Genomic DNA, 15,745 nt, shown 5'->3' on the forward strand with positions numbered 1-15,745 from the left:
CGCGCCGTCAATTTCCTCGATGAATCAATCGGATTCCCGGATGATCCCGAACCCCCACCCTCATTCCCTCCCCTCAAGGGGGAGGGAGGCGGAGGGGCCGGCCTCACAGATTTTTCCATATGCGATTGCCCTGCCTCAAGGGGAAGGGGGTACTGGTCGCCGCTTCCTTCAAAACCTGAAAGCCTCTAGACGTCATCGTGAGCCCACCGCCGTAACGAGGTGGCGGTCCCCCCTACCCCGCCAGCGCCTCCAGAAACCGCATCGGCCGGCCCTGCGCCTTGGTCACCAGCTCTCCCTGCCACATCACCGTGTGGCCCCGCACGATGGTGCCGACCGGCCAGCCGGTCACGCTGACCCCGTCATAGGGCGTCCACCCGGCCCGGCTGCCGATCCAGGCATTGGTGATGGTTTCGCGCCGTTTCATGTCGACGATGGTGAGGTCGGCATCGTAGCCCACGGCGATGCGGCCCTTGTTGGCGATGCCGAACAGGCGGTTGGGTCCGTGGCTGGTCATGTCGACGAAGCGTTGCAGGCTCAGCCGTCCGGCGTTGACGTGGTCGAGCATGGTGGGCACCAGCGTCTGCACGCCGGTCATGCCCGAATGGCTCTGGGGATAGGCCACGTCCTTTTCTGCGCGGGTATGGGGGGCATGGTCCGAGCCCAGGATATCCGCCACCCCGTTGGCGACGCCCTTCCAGATGCCCTCGCGATGCGCCCGGTCGCGCACCGGCGGGTTCATCTGCGCATAGGTGCCCAGGCCCTCATAGGCGGATTCGTCCAGCGTCAAATGGTGCGGGGTCACCTCGACGCTGGCCACGTCCTTGTGGTCGGCGAGGAAATCCATCTCTTGCCTGGTCGAGATGTGCAGCACATGGATGCGCCTGCCGGTCTTGCGCGCGAGTTCCACCAGCCTTCTGGTGGAGTTGAGCGCCACTTCGGGGGAGCGCCAGACCGGATGGCTGGCGGGATCGCCCGGAACCCGCAGGCCCTTGCGCTCCTCCAGCATGTATTCGTCTTCCGAATGGAAGGCGGCGCGGCGGGAGATCGCCCGCAGGATCGCCTCGACCCCCGCATCGTCCTGCACCAGCAGCGAGCCGGTGGAGGAGCCCATGAACACCTTCACCCCGGCGCAGCCGGGCAGCTTTTCCAGCGCCGCCAGTTCCTCCACATTGTCGTGGGTGCCTCCGATATAGAAGGCGAAATCGCAATGCATGCGGCCGGTGCCGAGGCGGATCTTTTCCTCGAAGGTCTCGCGGCTGGTGGTCAAGGGATTGGTGTTGGGCATTTCGAACACGCCCGTCACCCCGCCCAGCACCGCGCCGAGCGAGCCGGTTTCGAGATCTTCCTTGTGGGTCAGGCCCGGCTCGCGGAAATGCACCTGGGTGTCGATGACGCCGGGCAGGATGTGCAGGCCCTTGCAGTCGATGGTTTGTGCGGCCGACCCCGCGACCGTGCCCAAAGCGGCGATGCGCCCGTTACTTACGGCGATGTCGCCCTCGCCCTCGCCGTCCTGGTTGACCAGCGTGGCGTTCTTGAAAATCGTGTCGTACTGCGCCATGTCTCGGGTCCCCGCCGTCTGCTCTGGTTCGCGGCCGGTTTAGCATTTGCGCCCGACGAGGCAAGCCATCATGACCATCCATCTGCGCGCCGACCGCTCCCTGTTCCGCTTTTCCGGGCCCGAGGCGCATCGCCTGCTCAACGACGTGCTGACCGGCCATGTTCCCGATGGCGAGGATGGCTTCGCCCATTGGTGGGCGCTGCTCTCGCCGCAGGGCAAGATCCTTGCCGAGGGTCTTGCCGGCTGGCGCGACGACGCTCTCTGGCTCGACGTGCATGCGAGCGTCGCCGACGATTTTTTCCGACGCATGCGCATGTACCGCCTGCGGGCGGCGGCCGAGATCGAGGATCTGCGCGACACCCATCGGGTCGGCTATGCGTCCGCGCCGGTGACGGAGGCCATCGCCCATCGGGACCGGCGCGGTCCGGTCGAGCTGGGCTGGCGCGTCATCGCCCCGGCCGGGGATGCGGCAGGGTGGGTAGAGGACGACGCCCCCTATCAGGGCGCGCGCATTGCCGCCGGCATCCTGCATCAGGGCAATGATTTCCCCGCCAATGACGCCTTCGCCCATGATCTGGGCATGGATCTCCTGGGCGGGATCGATTTCGACAAGGGCTGCTATGTCGGGCAGGAGGTCGTGAGCCGCATGAAGCATCGCGGCACCGCCCGCCGCCGGCCAGTCCTCGTCTCCGGCATCGCGGCCGAGGCCGGCAGCGCGGTTTCCGCCGGCGGGCGCGAGGCGGGAAAGATCGGCCAGGTGGAGAACGGCCAGGCCGTCGCCATTTTGCGCCTCGACCGCATAGCCGACCCCGCTGCGGTGACCATCGGGGACCGGCCGGCGGCGGTGGCGCTGCCCGCGTGGGCCGATTACCGCTTCGGTCAGGCCAGTGTCGAGGACTGAGCCTCAGGCGTTTCGGCGCTTTCCCATGCCAGTGAACGTTATCGAATCGCGACGGTCTGCTATGGCTGGTGCTAACGATGTGCTAGCGAACAAATAGAAGATGTCACGCCAAAGCGCCCGCGCCTGGCAGCGCATGCTGTCCGGCCGCCGTCTCGATATTCTCGATCCCTCGCCGGTCGATGTGGAACTGTCCGACATCGCCCATGGCCTGGCGCGGGTGGCGCGGTGGAACGGCCAAACCCTTGGCGATTATCCCTTTTCCGTCGCGCAGCATTCGGTGCTGGTGCTGGAGCTGTTCCGCGCCGCCAATCCCGAGGCCGGGCCGGCTGCCCAGTTGCAGACGCTGCTGCACGACGCGCCCGAATATGTGATGGGCGACATCATCTCCCCGTTCAAGGCGGCGATGGGTGGCAATTATAAGGACGTGGAAAACCGTTTGTTGTCAGCCATTTACCTGCGCTTTTCCCTGCCGGCCACCATGCCGGCGGCGCAGGTGCGGCAGGTCAAGAAGGCCGACCGCGAGGCCGCGTTCTTCGAGGCGACGCATCTGGCCGGCTTCGATCCGGCCGAAGCACGGCGGCTGTTCGGCGAGCCGGCCCGGCCCGCCTTCGACCTCGACGCCTTCGACAGCCTCATCCGCCCCTGGCCCACCCAGCAGGCCCATGGCCGGTTTATCGAGACCTTCGAAGCCATTAGCGCACTTGTCCCCGGCGCCTGAACCGGTGTTAGCATTAACCCTAAATTCATCTTGCCGTCGCCGGCTCGCAGCTTCATGGTTACTGATCCGTTAAGGCATCTGTGCCGAAGTGGAACAGAACTGGAGCCAGCGATGAACCTGCCGATGCGCCGCATGGTCCGAGATATGGCCTTGGGAATGGCATGCGTCGCGATCCTGGCCGCCTCCACGGGGCAGGCGCTGGCCGATGGAATGCCGGCCGCGTTCGATCCGGGAAAGCTGGTCAAGTTCGATGACCGGGAATATCGGGTCGATTATGCCGACTGGGTGTCGACCGATCCGATTTCATCCAGCCAGGTCAAGAAGATAGAGGCCGGCAAGGTGAGCTATGTCAGCATCGCCACCACCGCCACCGGCACTTATTCCACCGATGGCCTGATCTCGCGCAATGTCCGCTATCCCGGCATCGAGGTCACCGAGATGACGCCGCGCGAAGACAATTGGATCGCGTTCTGGTCCGATGGGAAATGGTATCGCTTCACCAGCCGCAGCGGCAATTCATTCATCAGCCTGCGCGGCCGCCACTAGCGCATCGGACTGAAAAACGCAGTCGCGGTTTTCAGAAAATCCGATGGACAGACAAAGAATTAACCGAACAGCCAGCCGCGCTTGAACTTGTAGAAGACGTGCAGCCCGATCTGGGTGACCTTGGTCATGCGCGGGGCCCAGGCCGGCCGCACATAGGTGGCGTGGTAGTGGGTCGCCTCGCCCACTTCCGTCAGGTAAAGCTCGCCCTTCGTGACCTTGGCGGCGATTTCCTCGGCCTGTTCCCAGGGCTTGCGCTCGGTCACCGTCTCGGGGATGCCGTCGCAGGCGAAGGAGAACTGGCAGGCATTGCGCCGATGCTGGTTCTGGAACACCACGCCGCAGATCGTGTCGGGATAGCGGTGGTCCTTGACGCGGTTGAGCACCACCTGCCCCACCGCCACCTGGCCGCGATAGCTTTCGCCGCGCGCCTCGAAATAGATGGCCGTGGCCAGGCACCACAATTCGCGGTCGGAAACCTTCATCGCCTCGCCCGTGGCCATGTCGCCTATGGCGGGGGTGTTGGCGCGGGCATAGGCCAATTGCTCGGGCACCGCCTCGGGCAGGGTGACGCCGGCCAGGCTTTCCCCGCTTTTGGGGGCGATGCCGGCAATGGCGTCGAGCGCGGCGGCAGCATTGGGGTGGAGCGAAGCCACCGACATGCGCGGGCCGGCCTCCCCATCCTTTTCCGCCGCGTCACCCGCATCGGCGAAGCGGGACTGGCCCAGATCGGTCGGGTCGGACGGCGGAGCGCGCAACGCGGCAAGGCGCATGCGCACCTCCTCGAAGCCGCGCGAAATAGCCAGCGGATCGGCCTCGGGGCGGATGCGATCGCCCTTTTGCGCCCGGTTGGGGCCGGTGAAGCTGGCCGTATCGAACAGATGGTCGACCGAGCCGGTGATGATGGGATCGACGCCGGAATAGGTGAGGCTCGCCAGGGCGACCTCGGCGACGGGACGGCCCATCTCGCCCAGGGGCTCCGAGGCCGGGCCGAATGCGCCACCGGCAAGACCGAGATAGGCCAGGGATGCAATGGCGCCCGTCGTCACCGTCCTGACGAAGGCACCTGCCCGGCTGACCGCTCTGACCGGGTGCGGACGCACCATCGGCCGGTGGGAAAAGGCCATATACGCTACTCAACGCTACGCAACACGAACTCAAGACCGGCAAATGTGACGCTCAAATGCCGACGAGCGTGATCATCTCTCATTAGGGTTAGCGGTGCGTAAACGCCCATAGGGGCAATCGAAGGGCGCAGATGTGGCCGGGATCGGGCAGAGTCGGGCTCCCGCGGCCTATCGGCCGCAGGCGGCGATGACGGGGGCGGCCCGGGCAGCAAAATCGTCGACCCGGAAGCGGGCCGACAGCGTGCGGGTGCTGGCCGGCGTGACCCGCACCGTCAAATTGGTGACGCCGGCGAGACTGTCGATAAACGCCAGCGCGTCCGCCGTGCCATCGATGAGGACGGCGGTGTTTTCCGCGTCCACCGGCAAGGTGCGCGAGCGGCGCTGGAGATCGAACTGCAGCGTCAGCCCGACATCGTTCCCGAGCGAGGACAGGGTGTTTCCGGCAAAGCCGAAGGCGATGCGCAGCCCGCTTGCCTCGCAGGAAAGGGTGATGGTGGCGGGGGCGCGGCCGCTGGGGCGCGCGGGAATGAGCTGTTCGGATTCCAGCTTCACGTTCACCGCGTCGGAGGTGGCCGCGTCGCGGAACAGGCCATCGTAACAGGCGAGGCGCTCGGCATCGTCGCCAATGGCCGCGCATTGGGCCGCGGACTGGGCCGCCGCCGGGCCGGCGAAACCGAGAAAGACCGGTAGAACCAGAATAGCCAGAACCTTGTTCACGAACGCAGCGTCCCTTCCGTGTCGATCCGGCGAAGTGCCGGATGTGATGCCGATCCCGCCTGGGCGTCGGGCGGTACCAATTTAAGCCGAAGCCTGCGCCAAGGTCAGCCGGGCGACCGGAACACGATAGGGTGAGCAGCTGACATAGTCGACGCCCAGCCCGGCGAAGAACCGCAGCGAGGCCGGATCGCCCGCATGCTCGCCGCAAATTCCGATCTTGAGGCGCGGATTGGCCTGCCTCCCCCGCCGGATGGCGATCTCGATCATTTCCCCCACCCCCTTGGCGTCGATGGTGACGAAGGGGTCGCGCTCATAAACGCCCTTGCGCTGATAGGCGGCGAGGAAGGCCGGCGCGTCGTCGCGCGAGATCCCGAACGTGGTCTGGGTCAGGTCGTTGGTGCCGAAGGAGATGAAATCGACCTGGCCGGCGATGTCGCCGGCCCGCAGGCAGGCGCGGGGCAGCTCGATCATGGTGCCGAAGGCGAAGCGGATCCGGTCGGAGCGGGTGAGGCCGGAATTATCGAGGATGGTGGTGGCCCGCTCGCGCACGAAGGACACTTCGCTGGCCGTCGAGACGAAGGGCACCATGACCTCGACCGACACCGGCTCGGCCTGGGTTTCGCTGGCGGCCCGCGCCCCGGCCAGCACCGCCTGCATCTGCATCTGCAGGATTTCGGGATAGGTGATGGCGAGACGCACCCCCCGGTGGCCCAGCATCGGGTTGATCTCGGCGATGCGCTCGAGCCGCAGGCGCAGGGCCCGGACCGCGAGGCCCAGCGAGGCGGCGGTCTCCTCGATCTCCTCGTCGGTGCGCGGCAGGAACTCGTGCAGCGGCGGGTCGAACAGGCGCACATTGACCGGCTGGCCGCGCATGGCGGAGAACAGGGCCGAGTAGTCGCCGGTCTGGAAATCGACCAGCCCGGCAATGGCCCGGGATCGGTCATCCTCGTCCTCCGACAGGATCATGCGCCGCAGCGCCACCATGCGCTCGGGCGAGAAGAACATGTGCTCGGAACGGGCGAGCCCGATGCCTTCGGCGCCGAAACTGAGCGCCGTCTGGGCCGATTCCACCGTTTCCGCATTGGTGCGCACGGCGATGGAACGGCTGGCGTCGGACCAGTTGAGCAGCCGGAGGATGGCCCCGCCGATCTGCGGCTGGGCCAGCGGCAGCGCGCCCAGATAGACCGAGCCGTCGGTGCCGTCGATGGTGAGCCGGTCGCCGGCGCGGAATTCGCGTTCGCCGATGCGGCACACCATCTCCAGGGCGTCCACCGACAGGTTCCGCACGCCGGCCACGCAAGGCTTTCCGGTGATGCGGGCGATGACGCCGGCATGGCTCGACATGCCGCCGCGCGCCGTCAATATGCCGGTCGCCGCCTTCATGCCCTCGATATCGGCGGGGCCGGTTTCGTTGACCACGAGAATGCAGTGCTTGCCGCGCGCGCGCAGCCGCACCGCGTCATCGGGATTGAAGACGATGATGCCGCTGGCCGCACCGGGCGACACGCCAAGGCCCATGGCGATGGGGGCAACCTCCTCGGGCGATTTGAGCCGGGGATGCAGGATCAGCGCCAGCCGGGCGGGGTCCACGCGGTTCACCGCGCTTTGGGGCGCCCAGACCTTGCGGTCGACCCGATCGACCGCCGCCTCCAGCTCCGCCCCGGGCGAGGCCAGGACCGAGCGGGCCGAGAGGAACCGCACATCGCCCCGGTCGATGCTGACGAGGCAGGCCATGTGGCGTCCGGCCTTGGCGTCGAGCAGCGCGACCAGCGCGTCGACGCTTTCGGGCAGGCGCGGCAGCGCCTTGCCGTCGAGCGGCGCGGGCCCCATGGCGCCGGTCGCCGCATTGCGGGTCAGGAAGAGCTGCTCCTCGCCCTCGGCCATGGCCTGCACCAGGACAATCTGTCGCGCCCGGTCGTCCTCCTGCCGCGCGCTCACCCAGGCGGTGCCTGGAAAACCGTAGCTTTCGAAGGCGTGCTTGATGGCCCGGGCCAGCGGGCGGGCAGGGTCGACCGCATCCTCGGGCATCGATGGCGCCGGAATGCCCAGCCGCGCCGGCATCAGCCCGCTATTGTGGCTGGAGGCCGAAGTGCGCACCGCCAGCACGGGCGGCTTGCCGTCCTTGTCCACCAGCTTGAACAGGCAGGCCACCCAGTGATTGCGCAGCCTTGTGTCGCGGCGCAGGCGCTCGACCTGCAATTCCTCCCAGGCGGCGCGGGTGATGGCGATGGTGGGGACGGTGGGGAAGCCCGCCTCGCAGACGCGGAAGATCCAGCGCGCCTTGCCGGCGAGCAGCTTGAGCTGGCTGGCGCTCAGGTTCGCTTTCCCCAGAGCCGGGGCGATCGCAAACATTTCCTGGGCCAAACTCAATGCGTACCGCCTATGTCAAACCATTGACGCATATTGCCCATGCCCTGCCCCGGCTGCAACAGCACTTGACTTGGCACGAGGCGGAAAGCATGTCTCCAGACATGGAAAAAAGGCCGCATCTCGATATTCTGCTCTGCGCTCCGCGCGGTTTCTGCGCCGGCGTCGACCGCGCCATCCAGATCGTGGAGCTGGCGCTGCAAAAATATGGCGCGCCGGTCTATGTGCGCCACGCCATCGTCCATAACAAATATGTGGTGGAAGGGCTCAAGGAAAAGGGCGCGATCTTCGTCGAGGAACTCGAGGAAATCCCCGAAACCGACGCTCCGGTGGTGTTCTCCGCCCATGGCGTGCCCAAGAGCGTGCCGGCGGAGGCGCGGGAGCGCAACATGTTCTTCCTCGACGCCACCTGTCCGCTGGTCAGCAAGGTGCATGTCGAGGCAAGGCGCCATTTCGAGGAAGGGCACGAGATCGTGCTGATCGGCCATGCCGGGCACCCGGAGGTGGTGGGGACGATGGGCCAGTTGCCGCCCGGCTCCGTCACGCTGATCGAGACCGTCGAGGACGCCAACAATTTCGTGCCCCGGGACCCTCAGACGCTGGCCTTCGTCACCCAGACCACGTTGAGCGTCGACGACACCCGCGAGATCGTGGCGGCATTGCGGGCGCGGTTCCCTTCCATCAACAGCCCGCACAAGGAAGACATCTGCTACGCCACCACCAACCGCCAGGAGGCGATCAAGGCCGTGGCGCCGCATGTAGATGCGATGATCGTGGTGGGCTCGCCCCATTCATCCAACTCCCAGCGGCTGGTGGAGGTGGCGCTGCGCGCGGGTTGCCGGGTCGCCACTCTGGTCGACCGGGCCAGCGAGATCGACTGGTCGGTCTATGGCAATCTCGGCTCGCTGGGGGTGAGCGCCGGCGCCTCCGCGCCCGAAAGCCTGGTCGAGGAGGTGATCGACGCCTTTGCCGAGCGCTATGAGGTCAGGGTCGAGACCCGGACCACGGCCGAAGAGAATATCGCCTTTAACATCCCCAAGGTGCTGCGCGACCTGGCGACGGCGTCGGGCCGTGACTGACACGGTCGTCATCCATACCGATGGCGCCTGTTCGGGCAATCCCGGGCCGGGCGGCTGGGGTGCGATCCTGCAATTCGGGCGCCATCGCAGGGAATTGCAGGGCGGCGAGCCGCTCACCACCAATAACAGGATGGAGCTGACCGCCGCCATCGAGGCGCTCTCGGCGCTCACCCGTCCCTGCAAGGTCGAGCTCCATACCGACAGCCAATATGTCAAGAACGGCGTCCAGAGCTGGATTCACGGTTGGAAGCGCAATGGCTGGAAGACCTCCGACAAGAAGCCTGTCAAGAATGTCGAGCTCTGGCAGGCGCTGGACGAGGCCACCAGGCGGCACGAGATTTCCTGGCACTGGGTCAAGGGCCACAATGGCCACGAACTGAACGAGCGCGCCGACGAGCTGGCCCGCGAGGGCATGGCTCCCTTCAAGCCGAAAAGGGCGGAGAGTTTCACGCCGCCCTTCTGAGCGCTGCTATGCCTTTCCGGGCAGCAGCCGCTTCAGCGCCCGCCACAGGGGCGTGATGACATGGCCGGCCAGCGGGATCATCAACAGGCCGAAGGCCAGCCCGAAAATGCCGTCGATGAAAGCCGTCACCGCCCAGAAGGCGAAGCCGCCAATGGACGGCATGGCATGGGCGGCCCATTCGGCGGCCCCCTCGATGAGATGTTCGGGCGCGTCGAGACCGAAGCTGGCGAGGCCATGCAGCACGATGCCGCCGCCGACCCAGATCATGGCGGCGGTGCCCACCACGCCCAGCGCGACCATGAAGCCGGGCATGGCCCGGACCAGCAGGCGCCCGAAGCGCCTTGTGGCGCCCAGATGCCCGCGCCGGGCCAGCAATACGCCGAAATCGTCGGTCTTCACCAATAGCGCCACGGCGCCATAGACCAAGGCGGTGATGCCGACGCCGACTAGCGCCAATATGGCGGCGCGGGTCCAGAAACTGTCGACCTCGATGGCGGCGAGGGCAATGGTCATGATCTCGGCCGAGAGGATGAAATCGGTCTTGATGGCGCCGGAAACCCGTTCGTCCTCCTCGCTCCGCGGGTCGAGCGCCGCCGGCTCCAGCCCCGCCTCATGCGCTTCGGCCGCGTGGGGGCGCAGGGCATGGAAGACCTTTTCGGCTCCTTCGTAGCAGAGATACGCCCCGCCCAGCATCAGGACGGGCGTGATGATCCAGGGCGCGACGAGGCTGAGCACCAGCGCGGCGGGCAGCAGGAACAGCAGCTTGTTGCGCACCGACCCCCAGGCGATCTTGCCGACGATGGGCAATTCGCGGTCGGCGGAAAAGCCCTCGACATAGCGCGGGGTGACGGCAGCATCGTCGACCACGGCGCCCGCCGCCTTGACTCCGGCCTTGGTGGCCTGGCCGGCGATATCGTCCAGCGAGGCAGCCGCCACCTTGGCGAGCGCCGCGACATCGTCCAGAAGGGCGAGAAGGCCGACGCTCATTCCCGCCCCCTCGCTCCTACCCGGCCACTTTGGAGAAGTCGGCCACCAAATGCATGGTGTCGCGCAGCCGTGCCAGCAGGTTGAGCCGGTTGGCGCGGACCGCCGGGTCGGCCTCGTTGACCAGTACGGCGGTGAAGAAGGCATCGACCGGGGCGCGCAAGGTGGCGAGCTCGGTCATGGCCGCCTTGTAGTCATCCCTTGCCACGAGCGCCGCCACCGCTGCGTGGACGGTGTCGACGGCATGGGCCAGGGCGCTTTCCTCGGGCAGTTTCAGCGCCGCCCCGTCGAGGGCGCCGCCATAGGCCTTGCCGTCCTTCTTTTCCTCGGCCGCGAGGATATTGGCGGCGCGGCGATAGCCGGCGAGCAGATTGGCCCCGTCATCGGTGGCGAGCAGGCTCGACAGCGCCTCGGTGCGCTGGGTGATCTGCAGGATGTCGTTGCTGTCGGCGGAGATGACCGCGTCCACCAGATCGTGGCGGGCGCCGGCCTCGCGCAGCGACACTTTCAGGCGGTCGTGGAAGAAGGCCAGCAGGTCGGGCTCCACCGCGAGCGGGAATTTCAGCCCGTTCTCGGTGATGATGCGGATCACGCCCAAAGCGGCGCGCCGCAGCGCGAAGGGGTCGCGCGAGCCGGTCGGCTTCTCGTCGATCGACCAGAAGCCGGAGAGCACGTTGAGCTTGTCGGCCAGCGCCACGGCGATGGACACCGGCTCGGTGGGCACGCGGTCGGAGGGGCCGAGCGGCTTGTAGTGCATTTCCAGCGCATCGGCGATTTCCGGCTTCTCGCCCTGGGCCAGGGCATAATAGCGTCCCATCAGCCCCTGCAACTCGGGGAATTCCCCCACCATGCCGGTGACGAGATCGGCCTTGGCCAGCATGGCGGCACGCTTGGCGGCGTCGACATCGGCGCCTATTTTGGGGGCGATTTCGGCGGCCAGATGCACGAGGCGCTCGACCATGGCGAATTGCGAGCCCAGCCTGGCGTGGAACACCATGTCCTCGAGCTTGGGCAGGCCGTGCTCGAGCGGGATGGCCAGGTCCCCCTGGTAGAAGAAGGCGGCATCGGACAGGCGGGCGCGGATGACGCGCTCATTGCCGGCCACGACCACGGCACCGCCATCGCTGGGGATGGTATTGGCGGTGATGATGAATTTCGGCGCAAGCCGGCCCGAGGCATCGCGCAGGCAGAAGCATTTCTGGTTGGCGCGGATGGTGGCGATGATGACTTCCTCGGGCAGTTTGAGGAAATCGGGATCGAAGGACCCCATCATCACATTGGGCCATTCCACGAGGCCCGCCACCTCTTCCAGCAGCGCCTCGTCATGGATGACGCTCAGCCCCTGGGCGAAGGCGAGATTGTCGGCATCGGTGCGGATGATGTCCTTGCGCCGGTCGATGTCGAGCACGACCCTGGCGCGCTCCAGGGCCATGAGATAATCGCCGAAGCGCCGCACCTTGATGGCGCCGGGCGCCAGGAACCGGTGGCCATAAGTAGTCTGGCCCGCCTCGATCCCGGCGGCGGCGAACGGCACGACCACCGGCTCGTCGTTTTCCGGGCCGAAGGTGGCGGTGATGGCCCGCAGCGGGCGCACCCAATGAAAGCTTCCCGATCCCCAGCGCATCGACTTGGCCCAGGAAAAATCGGCCAGCACTTCGGGCAGGATGTCCGAAAGCAGTTCCACCGCGTCGGCGCCCGGCTTTTCAAGCACCGCCACGTAGAAATCGCCCTTTTTGGGGTCGCTCTCGATCCTGGCCTCGTCGATCGAATTCAGCCCTGCCGAGCGCAGGAAGCCGTCTATGGCCGGCTGGGGTGCCCCGACCTTGGGGCCCTTCTTTTCCTCCCGCTTGTCGGGAGAACGGCCCGGCAGGCCCGAGACGGTCAGGGCCAGGCGGCGGGGCGTGGCGAAGGCCTTGGCGCCCTCATAGACCAGACCCGCATCCACCAGCGCATTGGTGACGGCCTTCCTCAAATCCTCGGCGGCGCGCCGCTGGAAACGGGCCGGGATTTCCTCGGAAAAGAGTTCGAGCAGCAATTCTGGCATGGGGATAACCGGGTTCCTTGGACAGGAGCGTGATTAGCGCGGGGGCATCGGGTTGTCTATCGGCAAGCCATGTCGGCTACCAGCCGCCACCGCCCCCGCCGCCCCCGCCACCGCCGGAAAAGCCGCCGCCACCTCCGCCCCCGCCGCCGGTGCCGGAAGAACTGGCCTGCACCGGCTGGGCGGCGATCATGGCGGCGGCCATGCCCGAGGAGGCGGTGCTGACAGCGCGGGAGATGCCGCCCGAGGAAAAGGCGTTCGACCCCGAATAGAAATGCGGCGAATAGCTTTTCTCGGTCGCGTCGGCCACCGCATTGCGCTGCAGCTCGGCCTCGAAATGCTCGGACCAGGGCTTTTCCACGCCCAGCGCGATGGCATAGGGCAGGATGCGCTCGAAACGGTCGATGGTCATGGGCGGCTCGTCGACGATGTTGAGCCGGTTCTTCTCGGCGGTCTCGAGATAGAGCTTGAAGCCCTCGATCTCGTCCATGATCTTGCGCCCCTGCACCGTGGGGGCGCGCATGAGGATGGTGAAGACCAGGCTGATGGCGACCAGCGAGCCGGCGGCAAGCGTCGCGGTATCGATGGTGAGGTTGGTCAGGCTGTCGAGCAACCCTCCCCCTAAATTGAAGGCGAAGATACCCACAAAGGCGATGACGAGATAACGCTGCCAGCCGCCCGAGCGCAGCGTATTGAAGATCAGCGAGCCGATGACGCCGATAAAAATGCCGCCGGCGGCGCCGATGATCAGCCATCCGGGATCGAGCACGTCATAGATCACCATCAGCAGCAGCATTATGCCGGCAAGGAAGAAGCTGATCACCGCGAACATGATGTTGTTGTTGAACCAGAGCGAGCGGTTCTCGCGGGTGATGGCGCCGACGAATTCGGTGCGCTTGGTGCCGAGGGCAGTTCCGTTGGCCTTGTCGAAACTGACCGAGCCCCTGGCGGAAAAATAGGAAAACAGCACCTCTTCGCCCGAGGACAGCTTCTCGTCCGGTTGCTTGCCGGTGGCGCTGACGGTCAGGGTCTTGTCGGTATTGTCGATAAGGACCAGCCCCTTGACCCCCAGATTGAAGATCGCCGCCGTCATCGCGGTCCAGCCCGAATTGGCAAAGCCCCAATTGTGCACATAGTGGGCCAGCGCCGGCGAAAATCCCTTGGGCGGATGGAAGAGGGGAATGATCGTGCCCCGGGGCGGATCGCGCCCCACCCGCAGCCAGGCGGTGAAATTATAGAGCAGCAACAATAGGACGGCGCCGATGGGCAGCCAGACCTCGCGCAGATCCGAGAGCGCCTGCAGCAGACCCTCGAGGCCCTCGGGATAGGTGACGATGCCCTTCTGGAACGAGACGGCGACGGTCATCCCCTCCCCCGGCGCCAGTTCGCGCCGGCTGCGGAAAATAGCGCTGCCGTCGCTTTGCCTTGTGATGGTCACCGCGCTTTCGCTCGAGCCGACCGCGCCGGTATAGGCGGCGAGCCTGTCGATCACCGCGCCCTCCGGCAGGCTGACGCGGGCGACCGCCGAAAGGATGGGGAAATCCCAGTAATTGCCGGTGGCGTTCCAGTAGAGTTCGTCGCCGCCCTCGATCGGTCTTGCCATGCGCTCCATCGCATAGGTGACGACGTAGCGATGATCGCCGCGCGCCAGCAGGTTCGCCGAATCGCCGATCCAGATGCGCCGAAAATCCCCCATCCGCTCGACCCGGAATGCTTCCGGGCTTCCGTCGCGCGTCACCGAGCGCACGTCGATATCGATGCGGATCTTGTTGCCGGCATCCCCCAGCATGGTGACCGGGATATCGCGATAGATGCCGCGACGGATGCGGTTGCCCTCGGCGCGGATATCCATGGTCTCGACCACCAGCACCGAGCCGTCGGCGCGCAGCGTCACGTCGCTCGCCATGGCCCGGATTTCCTCGCGCGCCAGCGACGGGACGGCAAGCGCGAGCAAAAGGAAAAGCGCGGCAAGCAGGCGGGCGGAGAGGCGCATGGGGATCAGAATTTGACCTGCGGCACGGCCCGCTCGGCTTCGTTTTCCAGCTCGAAATATTCGGCCGTCTCGAACCGGAACAGATTGGCGATGATATTGGAGGGGAAGGATTCCACCTGGATATTGAGATTGCGCACCGCGCCATTGTAGTAGCGGCGCGCCATCTGGATCTCGTCCTCGACGCTGCGCAGCGCGTTCTGGAACTCGAGGAAGGTGGTGTTGGCCTTGAGGTCGGGATAGGCCTCGGCGATGGCGAGGAGCCGTCCTAGCGCCGCTGAGAGTTCGCCTTCGGCCCTGGCGCGGGCTTCCGGGCCGGACGAGGCGGCGCCGGTGGCCCTGGCGCGGGCGCTGACCACCGCGTCCAGCGTCTCGCGCTCATGGGCCATGTAGCCCTTCACCGTCTCCATCAGATTGGGGATGAGATCGGTGCGGCGCTTGAGCTGCACGTCGATGCCCGACCAGCCTTCGCGCACCATCTGCCGCTTGGAGACGAGGCTGTTATAGATGAAGATCGCATAGCCGATGATGATGACGGCTAGCGCAAGAATGATCCATTCCATGAGGCGCGCTCCTGAGCGTTGCGGGCCGAAGACTGGCAGGTTGGCGGCGCCGATGCAACGGCGGGGGGCTTGACTTCCACCGGGCAATCCCTAGCTTTGATGCCATGAGTATGCGCCTGAACCATTGCTGCACGATCCTGCTCGCAGGATAGATGCCCTAGGCACGCCCGCGCCGGAGCCTGTTTAGGGCGACGGCAGATCGCACCGGCGCTTCGCTCTCCCTCATTTTCCAGATGCTATCCTTGACCGCCGCTCTTGCGCGCGATGCCAACAGGACTCCACCATGAACGACATTCACAACGATCTCTCGCCCGACATCATCGTAGGCGAAGCCGATCACGCCATGCTCAACCGGCTGGCCATGGCCGGGCTCGACAACATGCCCGACCTTTCCGACCAGCTGCTCAACGAACTGGATCGGGCCCAGGTGGTCGCCGATGCGCAGGTGCCGGACGACGTAGCCCGCATGGGCTCGCGCATCCGCTATCGCACCGCCGACAGCCAGGAACAGGAAATCACCCTGGTCTATCCGGCCGAGGCCGATATCGCCCAGGGCCGGGTTTCGGTGATGACGCCCATCGGTACGGCACTGATCGGGCTGCGCCGCGGCCAGTCCATCACCTGGCGCGACCGCGCCAACAAGCGCCATATGCTGACGGTGCTGTCGGTCACCGCGCCGGTGGCGGCGGAATAG

Annotated in this window: 13 protein-coding genes and 1 pseudogene; 6 read left to right on the top strand and 8 right to left on the bottom strand. The window is 66.2% G+C overall.

The window, feature by feature from the left end; genetic code table 11:
• Nucleotides 1-232: 232 nt before the first annotated feature.
• On the bottom strand, nt 233-1,558 hold the full coding sequence (locus ACFOOL_RS11395) for a dihydroorotase (protein WP_380097168.1): 1,326 nt from the start codon (nt 1,556-1,558) through the stop codon (nt 233-235).
• A 70-nt stretch (nt 1,559-1,628) separates the two neighbouring features.
• Between ACFOOL_RS11395 and ygfZ the strand changes: the two genes are divergently transcribed.
• From ygfZ to ACFOOL_RS11410, 3 genes are all read left to right on the top strand, one after another.
• Nucleotides 1,629-2,459 carry a CAF17-like 4Fe-4S cluster assembly/insertion protein YgfZ gene (gene ygfZ / locus ACFOOL_RS11400; RefSeq protein WP_380097169.1) on the top strand — a complete coding sequence of 277 codons (831 nt, stop codon included), beginning with the start codon at nt 1,629-1,631 and terminating at the stop codon, nt 2,457-2,459.
• A 100-nt stretch (nt 2,460-2,559) separates the two neighbouring features.
• Nucleotides 2,560-3,177 (top strand): hydrolase, encoded by a 618-nt coding sequence (locus ACFOOL_RS11405; protein WP_380097170.1) that lies wholly within the window; start codon nt 2,560-2,562, stop codon nt 3,175-3,177.
• Between the two features lie 54 nt (nt 3,178-3,231).
• Nucleotides 3,232-3,723 (top strand): hypothetical protein, encoded by a 492-nt coding sequence (locus tag ACFOOL_RS11410; RefSeq protein ID WP_380097172.1) that lies wholly within the window; start codon nt 3,232-3,234, stop codon nt 3,721-3,723.
• Between the two features lie 59 nt (nt 3,724-3,782).
• On the opposite strand, the pseudogene ACFOOL_RS11415 reads toward ACFOOL_RS11410, so the two are convergent.
• The 3 genes and pseudogenes from ACFOOL_RS11415 to ACFOOL_RS11425 form a co-directional block, all read right to left on the bottom strand.
• Nucleotides 3,783-4,196, bottom strand: a pseudogene (locus tag ACFOOL_RS11415) (cell wall hydrolase); the annotation flags it as partial.
• An 819-nt stretch (nt 4,197-5,015) separates the two neighbouring features.
• The gene (locus ACFOOL_RS11420; protein ID WP_380097174.1) at nt 5,016-5,564 is read right to left on the bottom strand and encodes a hypothetical protein; all 549 of its coding nucleotides are present in this window, start codon (nt 5,562-5,564) and stop codon (nt 5,016-5,018) included.
• A gap of 81 nt (nt 5,565-5,645) precedes the next feature.
• Nucleotides 5,646-7,916, bottom strand: coding sequence for a putative PEP-binding protein (locus ACFOOL_RS11425; RefSeq protein WP_380097175.1), 2,271 nt, complete (start codon nt 7,914-7,916; stop codon nt 5,646-5,648).
• Nucleotides 7,917-8,035: 119 nt separating this feature from the next.
• Between ACFOOL_RS11425 and ispH the strand changes: the two genes are divergently transcribed.
• Nucleotides 8,036-9,010, top strand: a complete 975-nt coding sequence (gene ispH / locus ACFOOL_RS11430) for a 4-hydroxy-3-methylbut-2-enyl diphosphate reductase (RefSeq protein WP_380097486.1) — start codon at nt 8,036-8,038, stop codon at nt 9,008-9,010.
• A complete protein-coding gene (gene rnhA / locus ACFOOL_RS11435; protein ID WP_380097177.1) occupies nt 9,003-9,473 on the top strand; it encodes a ribonuclease HI in 471 nt (156 codons plus the stop codon). Before ispH ends, rnhA begins: the two co-directional genes overlap by 8 nt.
• Before the next feature lie 6 nt (nt 9,474-9,479).
• On the opposite strand, the gene ACFOOL_RS11440 is transcribed toward rnhA, so the two are convergent.
• The 4 genes from ACFOOL_RS11440 to ACFOOL_RS11455 form a co-directional block, all read right to left on the bottom strand.
• Nucleotides 9,480-10,460 (bottom strand): DUF808 domain-containing protein, encoded by a 981-nt coding sequence (locus ACFOOL_RS11440; RefSeq protein ID WP_380097179.1) that lies wholly within the window; start codon nt 10,458-10,460, stop codon nt 9,480-9,482.
• 16 nt (nt 10,461-10,476) lie between these two features.
• On the bottom strand, nt 10,477-12,501 hold the full coding sequence (gene glyS / locus ACFOOL_RS11445) for a glycine--tRNA ligase subunit beta (RefSeq protein ID WP_380097181.1): 2,025 nt from the start codon (nt 12,499-12,501) through the stop codon (nt 10,477-10,479).
• Nucleotides 12,502-12,577: 76 nt separating this feature from the next.
• Nucleotides 12,578-14,491 (bottom strand): DUF2207 domain-containing protein, encoded by a 1,914-nt coding sequence (locus ACFOOL_RS11450; RefSeq protein ID WP_380097182.1) that lies wholly within the window; start codon nt 14,489-14,491, stop codon nt 12,578-12,580.
• A gap of 5 nt (nt 14,492-14,496) precedes the next feature.
• Nucleotides 14,497-15,051 (bottom strand): LemA family protein, encoded by a 555-nt coding sequence (locus ACFOOL_RS11455; RefSeq protein ID WP_380097183.1) that lies wholly within the window; start codon nt 15,049-15,051, stop codon nt 14,497-14,499.
• 283 nt (nt 15,052-15,334) lie between these two features.
• Between ACFOOL_RS11455 and rnk the strand changes: the two genes are divergently transcribed.
• The gene (gene rnk / locus ACFOOL_RS11460; RefSeq protein WP_380097184.1) at nt 15,335-15,745 is read left to right on the top strand and encodes a nucleoside diphosphate kinase regulator; all 411 of its coding nucleotides are present in this window, start codon (nt 15,335-15,337) and stop codon (nt 15,743-15,745) included.

The organism is Devosia honganensis, from assembly GCF_042648785.1.
Taxonomy (GTDB): Bacteria; Pseudomonadota; Alphaproteobacteria; order Rhizobiales; family Devosiaceae; genus Devosia; species Devosia honganensis.

What these genes read in the sequence shown, in the direction of transcription:
- ACFOOL_RS11395 (WP_380097168.1), bottom strand. Translation starts at nt 1,558, where the DNA reads ATGGCGCAGTACGACACGATTTTCAAGAACGCCACGCTGGTCAACCAG.
- ygfZ (WP_380097169.1), top strand. Translation starts at nt 1,629, where the DNA reads ATGACCATCCATCTGCGCGCCGACCGCTCCCTGTTCCGCTTTTCCGGG.
- ACFOOL_RS11405 (WP_380097170.1), top strand. Translation starts at nt 2,560, where the DNA reads ATGTCACGCCAAAGCGCCCGCGCCTGGCAGCGCATGCTGTCCGGCCGC.
- ACFOOL_RS11410 (WP_380097172.1), top strand. Translation starts at nt 3,232, where the DNA reads ATGGTTACTGATCCGTTAAGGCATCTGTGCCGAAGTGGAACAGAACTG.
- ACFOOL_RS11425 (WP_380097175.1), bottom strand. Translation starts at nt 7,916, where the DNA reads ATGTTTGCGATCGCCCCGGCTCTGGGGAAAGCGAACCTGAGCGCCAGC.
- ispH (WP_380097486.1), top strand. Translation starts at nt 8,036, where the DNA reads ATGGAAAAAAGGCCGCATCTCGATATTCTGCTCTGCGCTCCGCGCGGT.
- ACFOOL_RS11440 (WP_380097179.1), bottom strand. Translation starts at nt 10,460, where the DNA reads ATGAGCGTCGGCCTTCTCGCCCTTCTGGACGATGTCGCGGCGCTCGCC.
- glyS (WP_380097181.1), bottom strand. Translation starts at nt 12,501, where the DNA reads ATGCCAGAATTGCTGCTCGAACTCTTTTCCGAGGAAATCCCGGCCCGT.
- ACFOOL_RS11450 (WP_380097182.1), bottom strand. Translation starts at nt 14,491, where the DNA reads ATGCGCCTCTCCGCCCGCCTGCTTGCCGCGCTTTTCCTTTTGCTCGCG.
- ACFOOL_RS11455 (WP_380097183.1), bottom strand. Translation starts at nt 15,051, where the DNA reads ATGGAATGGATCATTCTTGCGCTAGCCGTCATCATCATCGGCTATGCG.
- rnk (WP_380097184.1), top strand. Translation starts at nt 15,335, where the DNA reads ATGAACGACATTCACAACGATCTCTCGCCCGACATCATCGTAGGCGAA.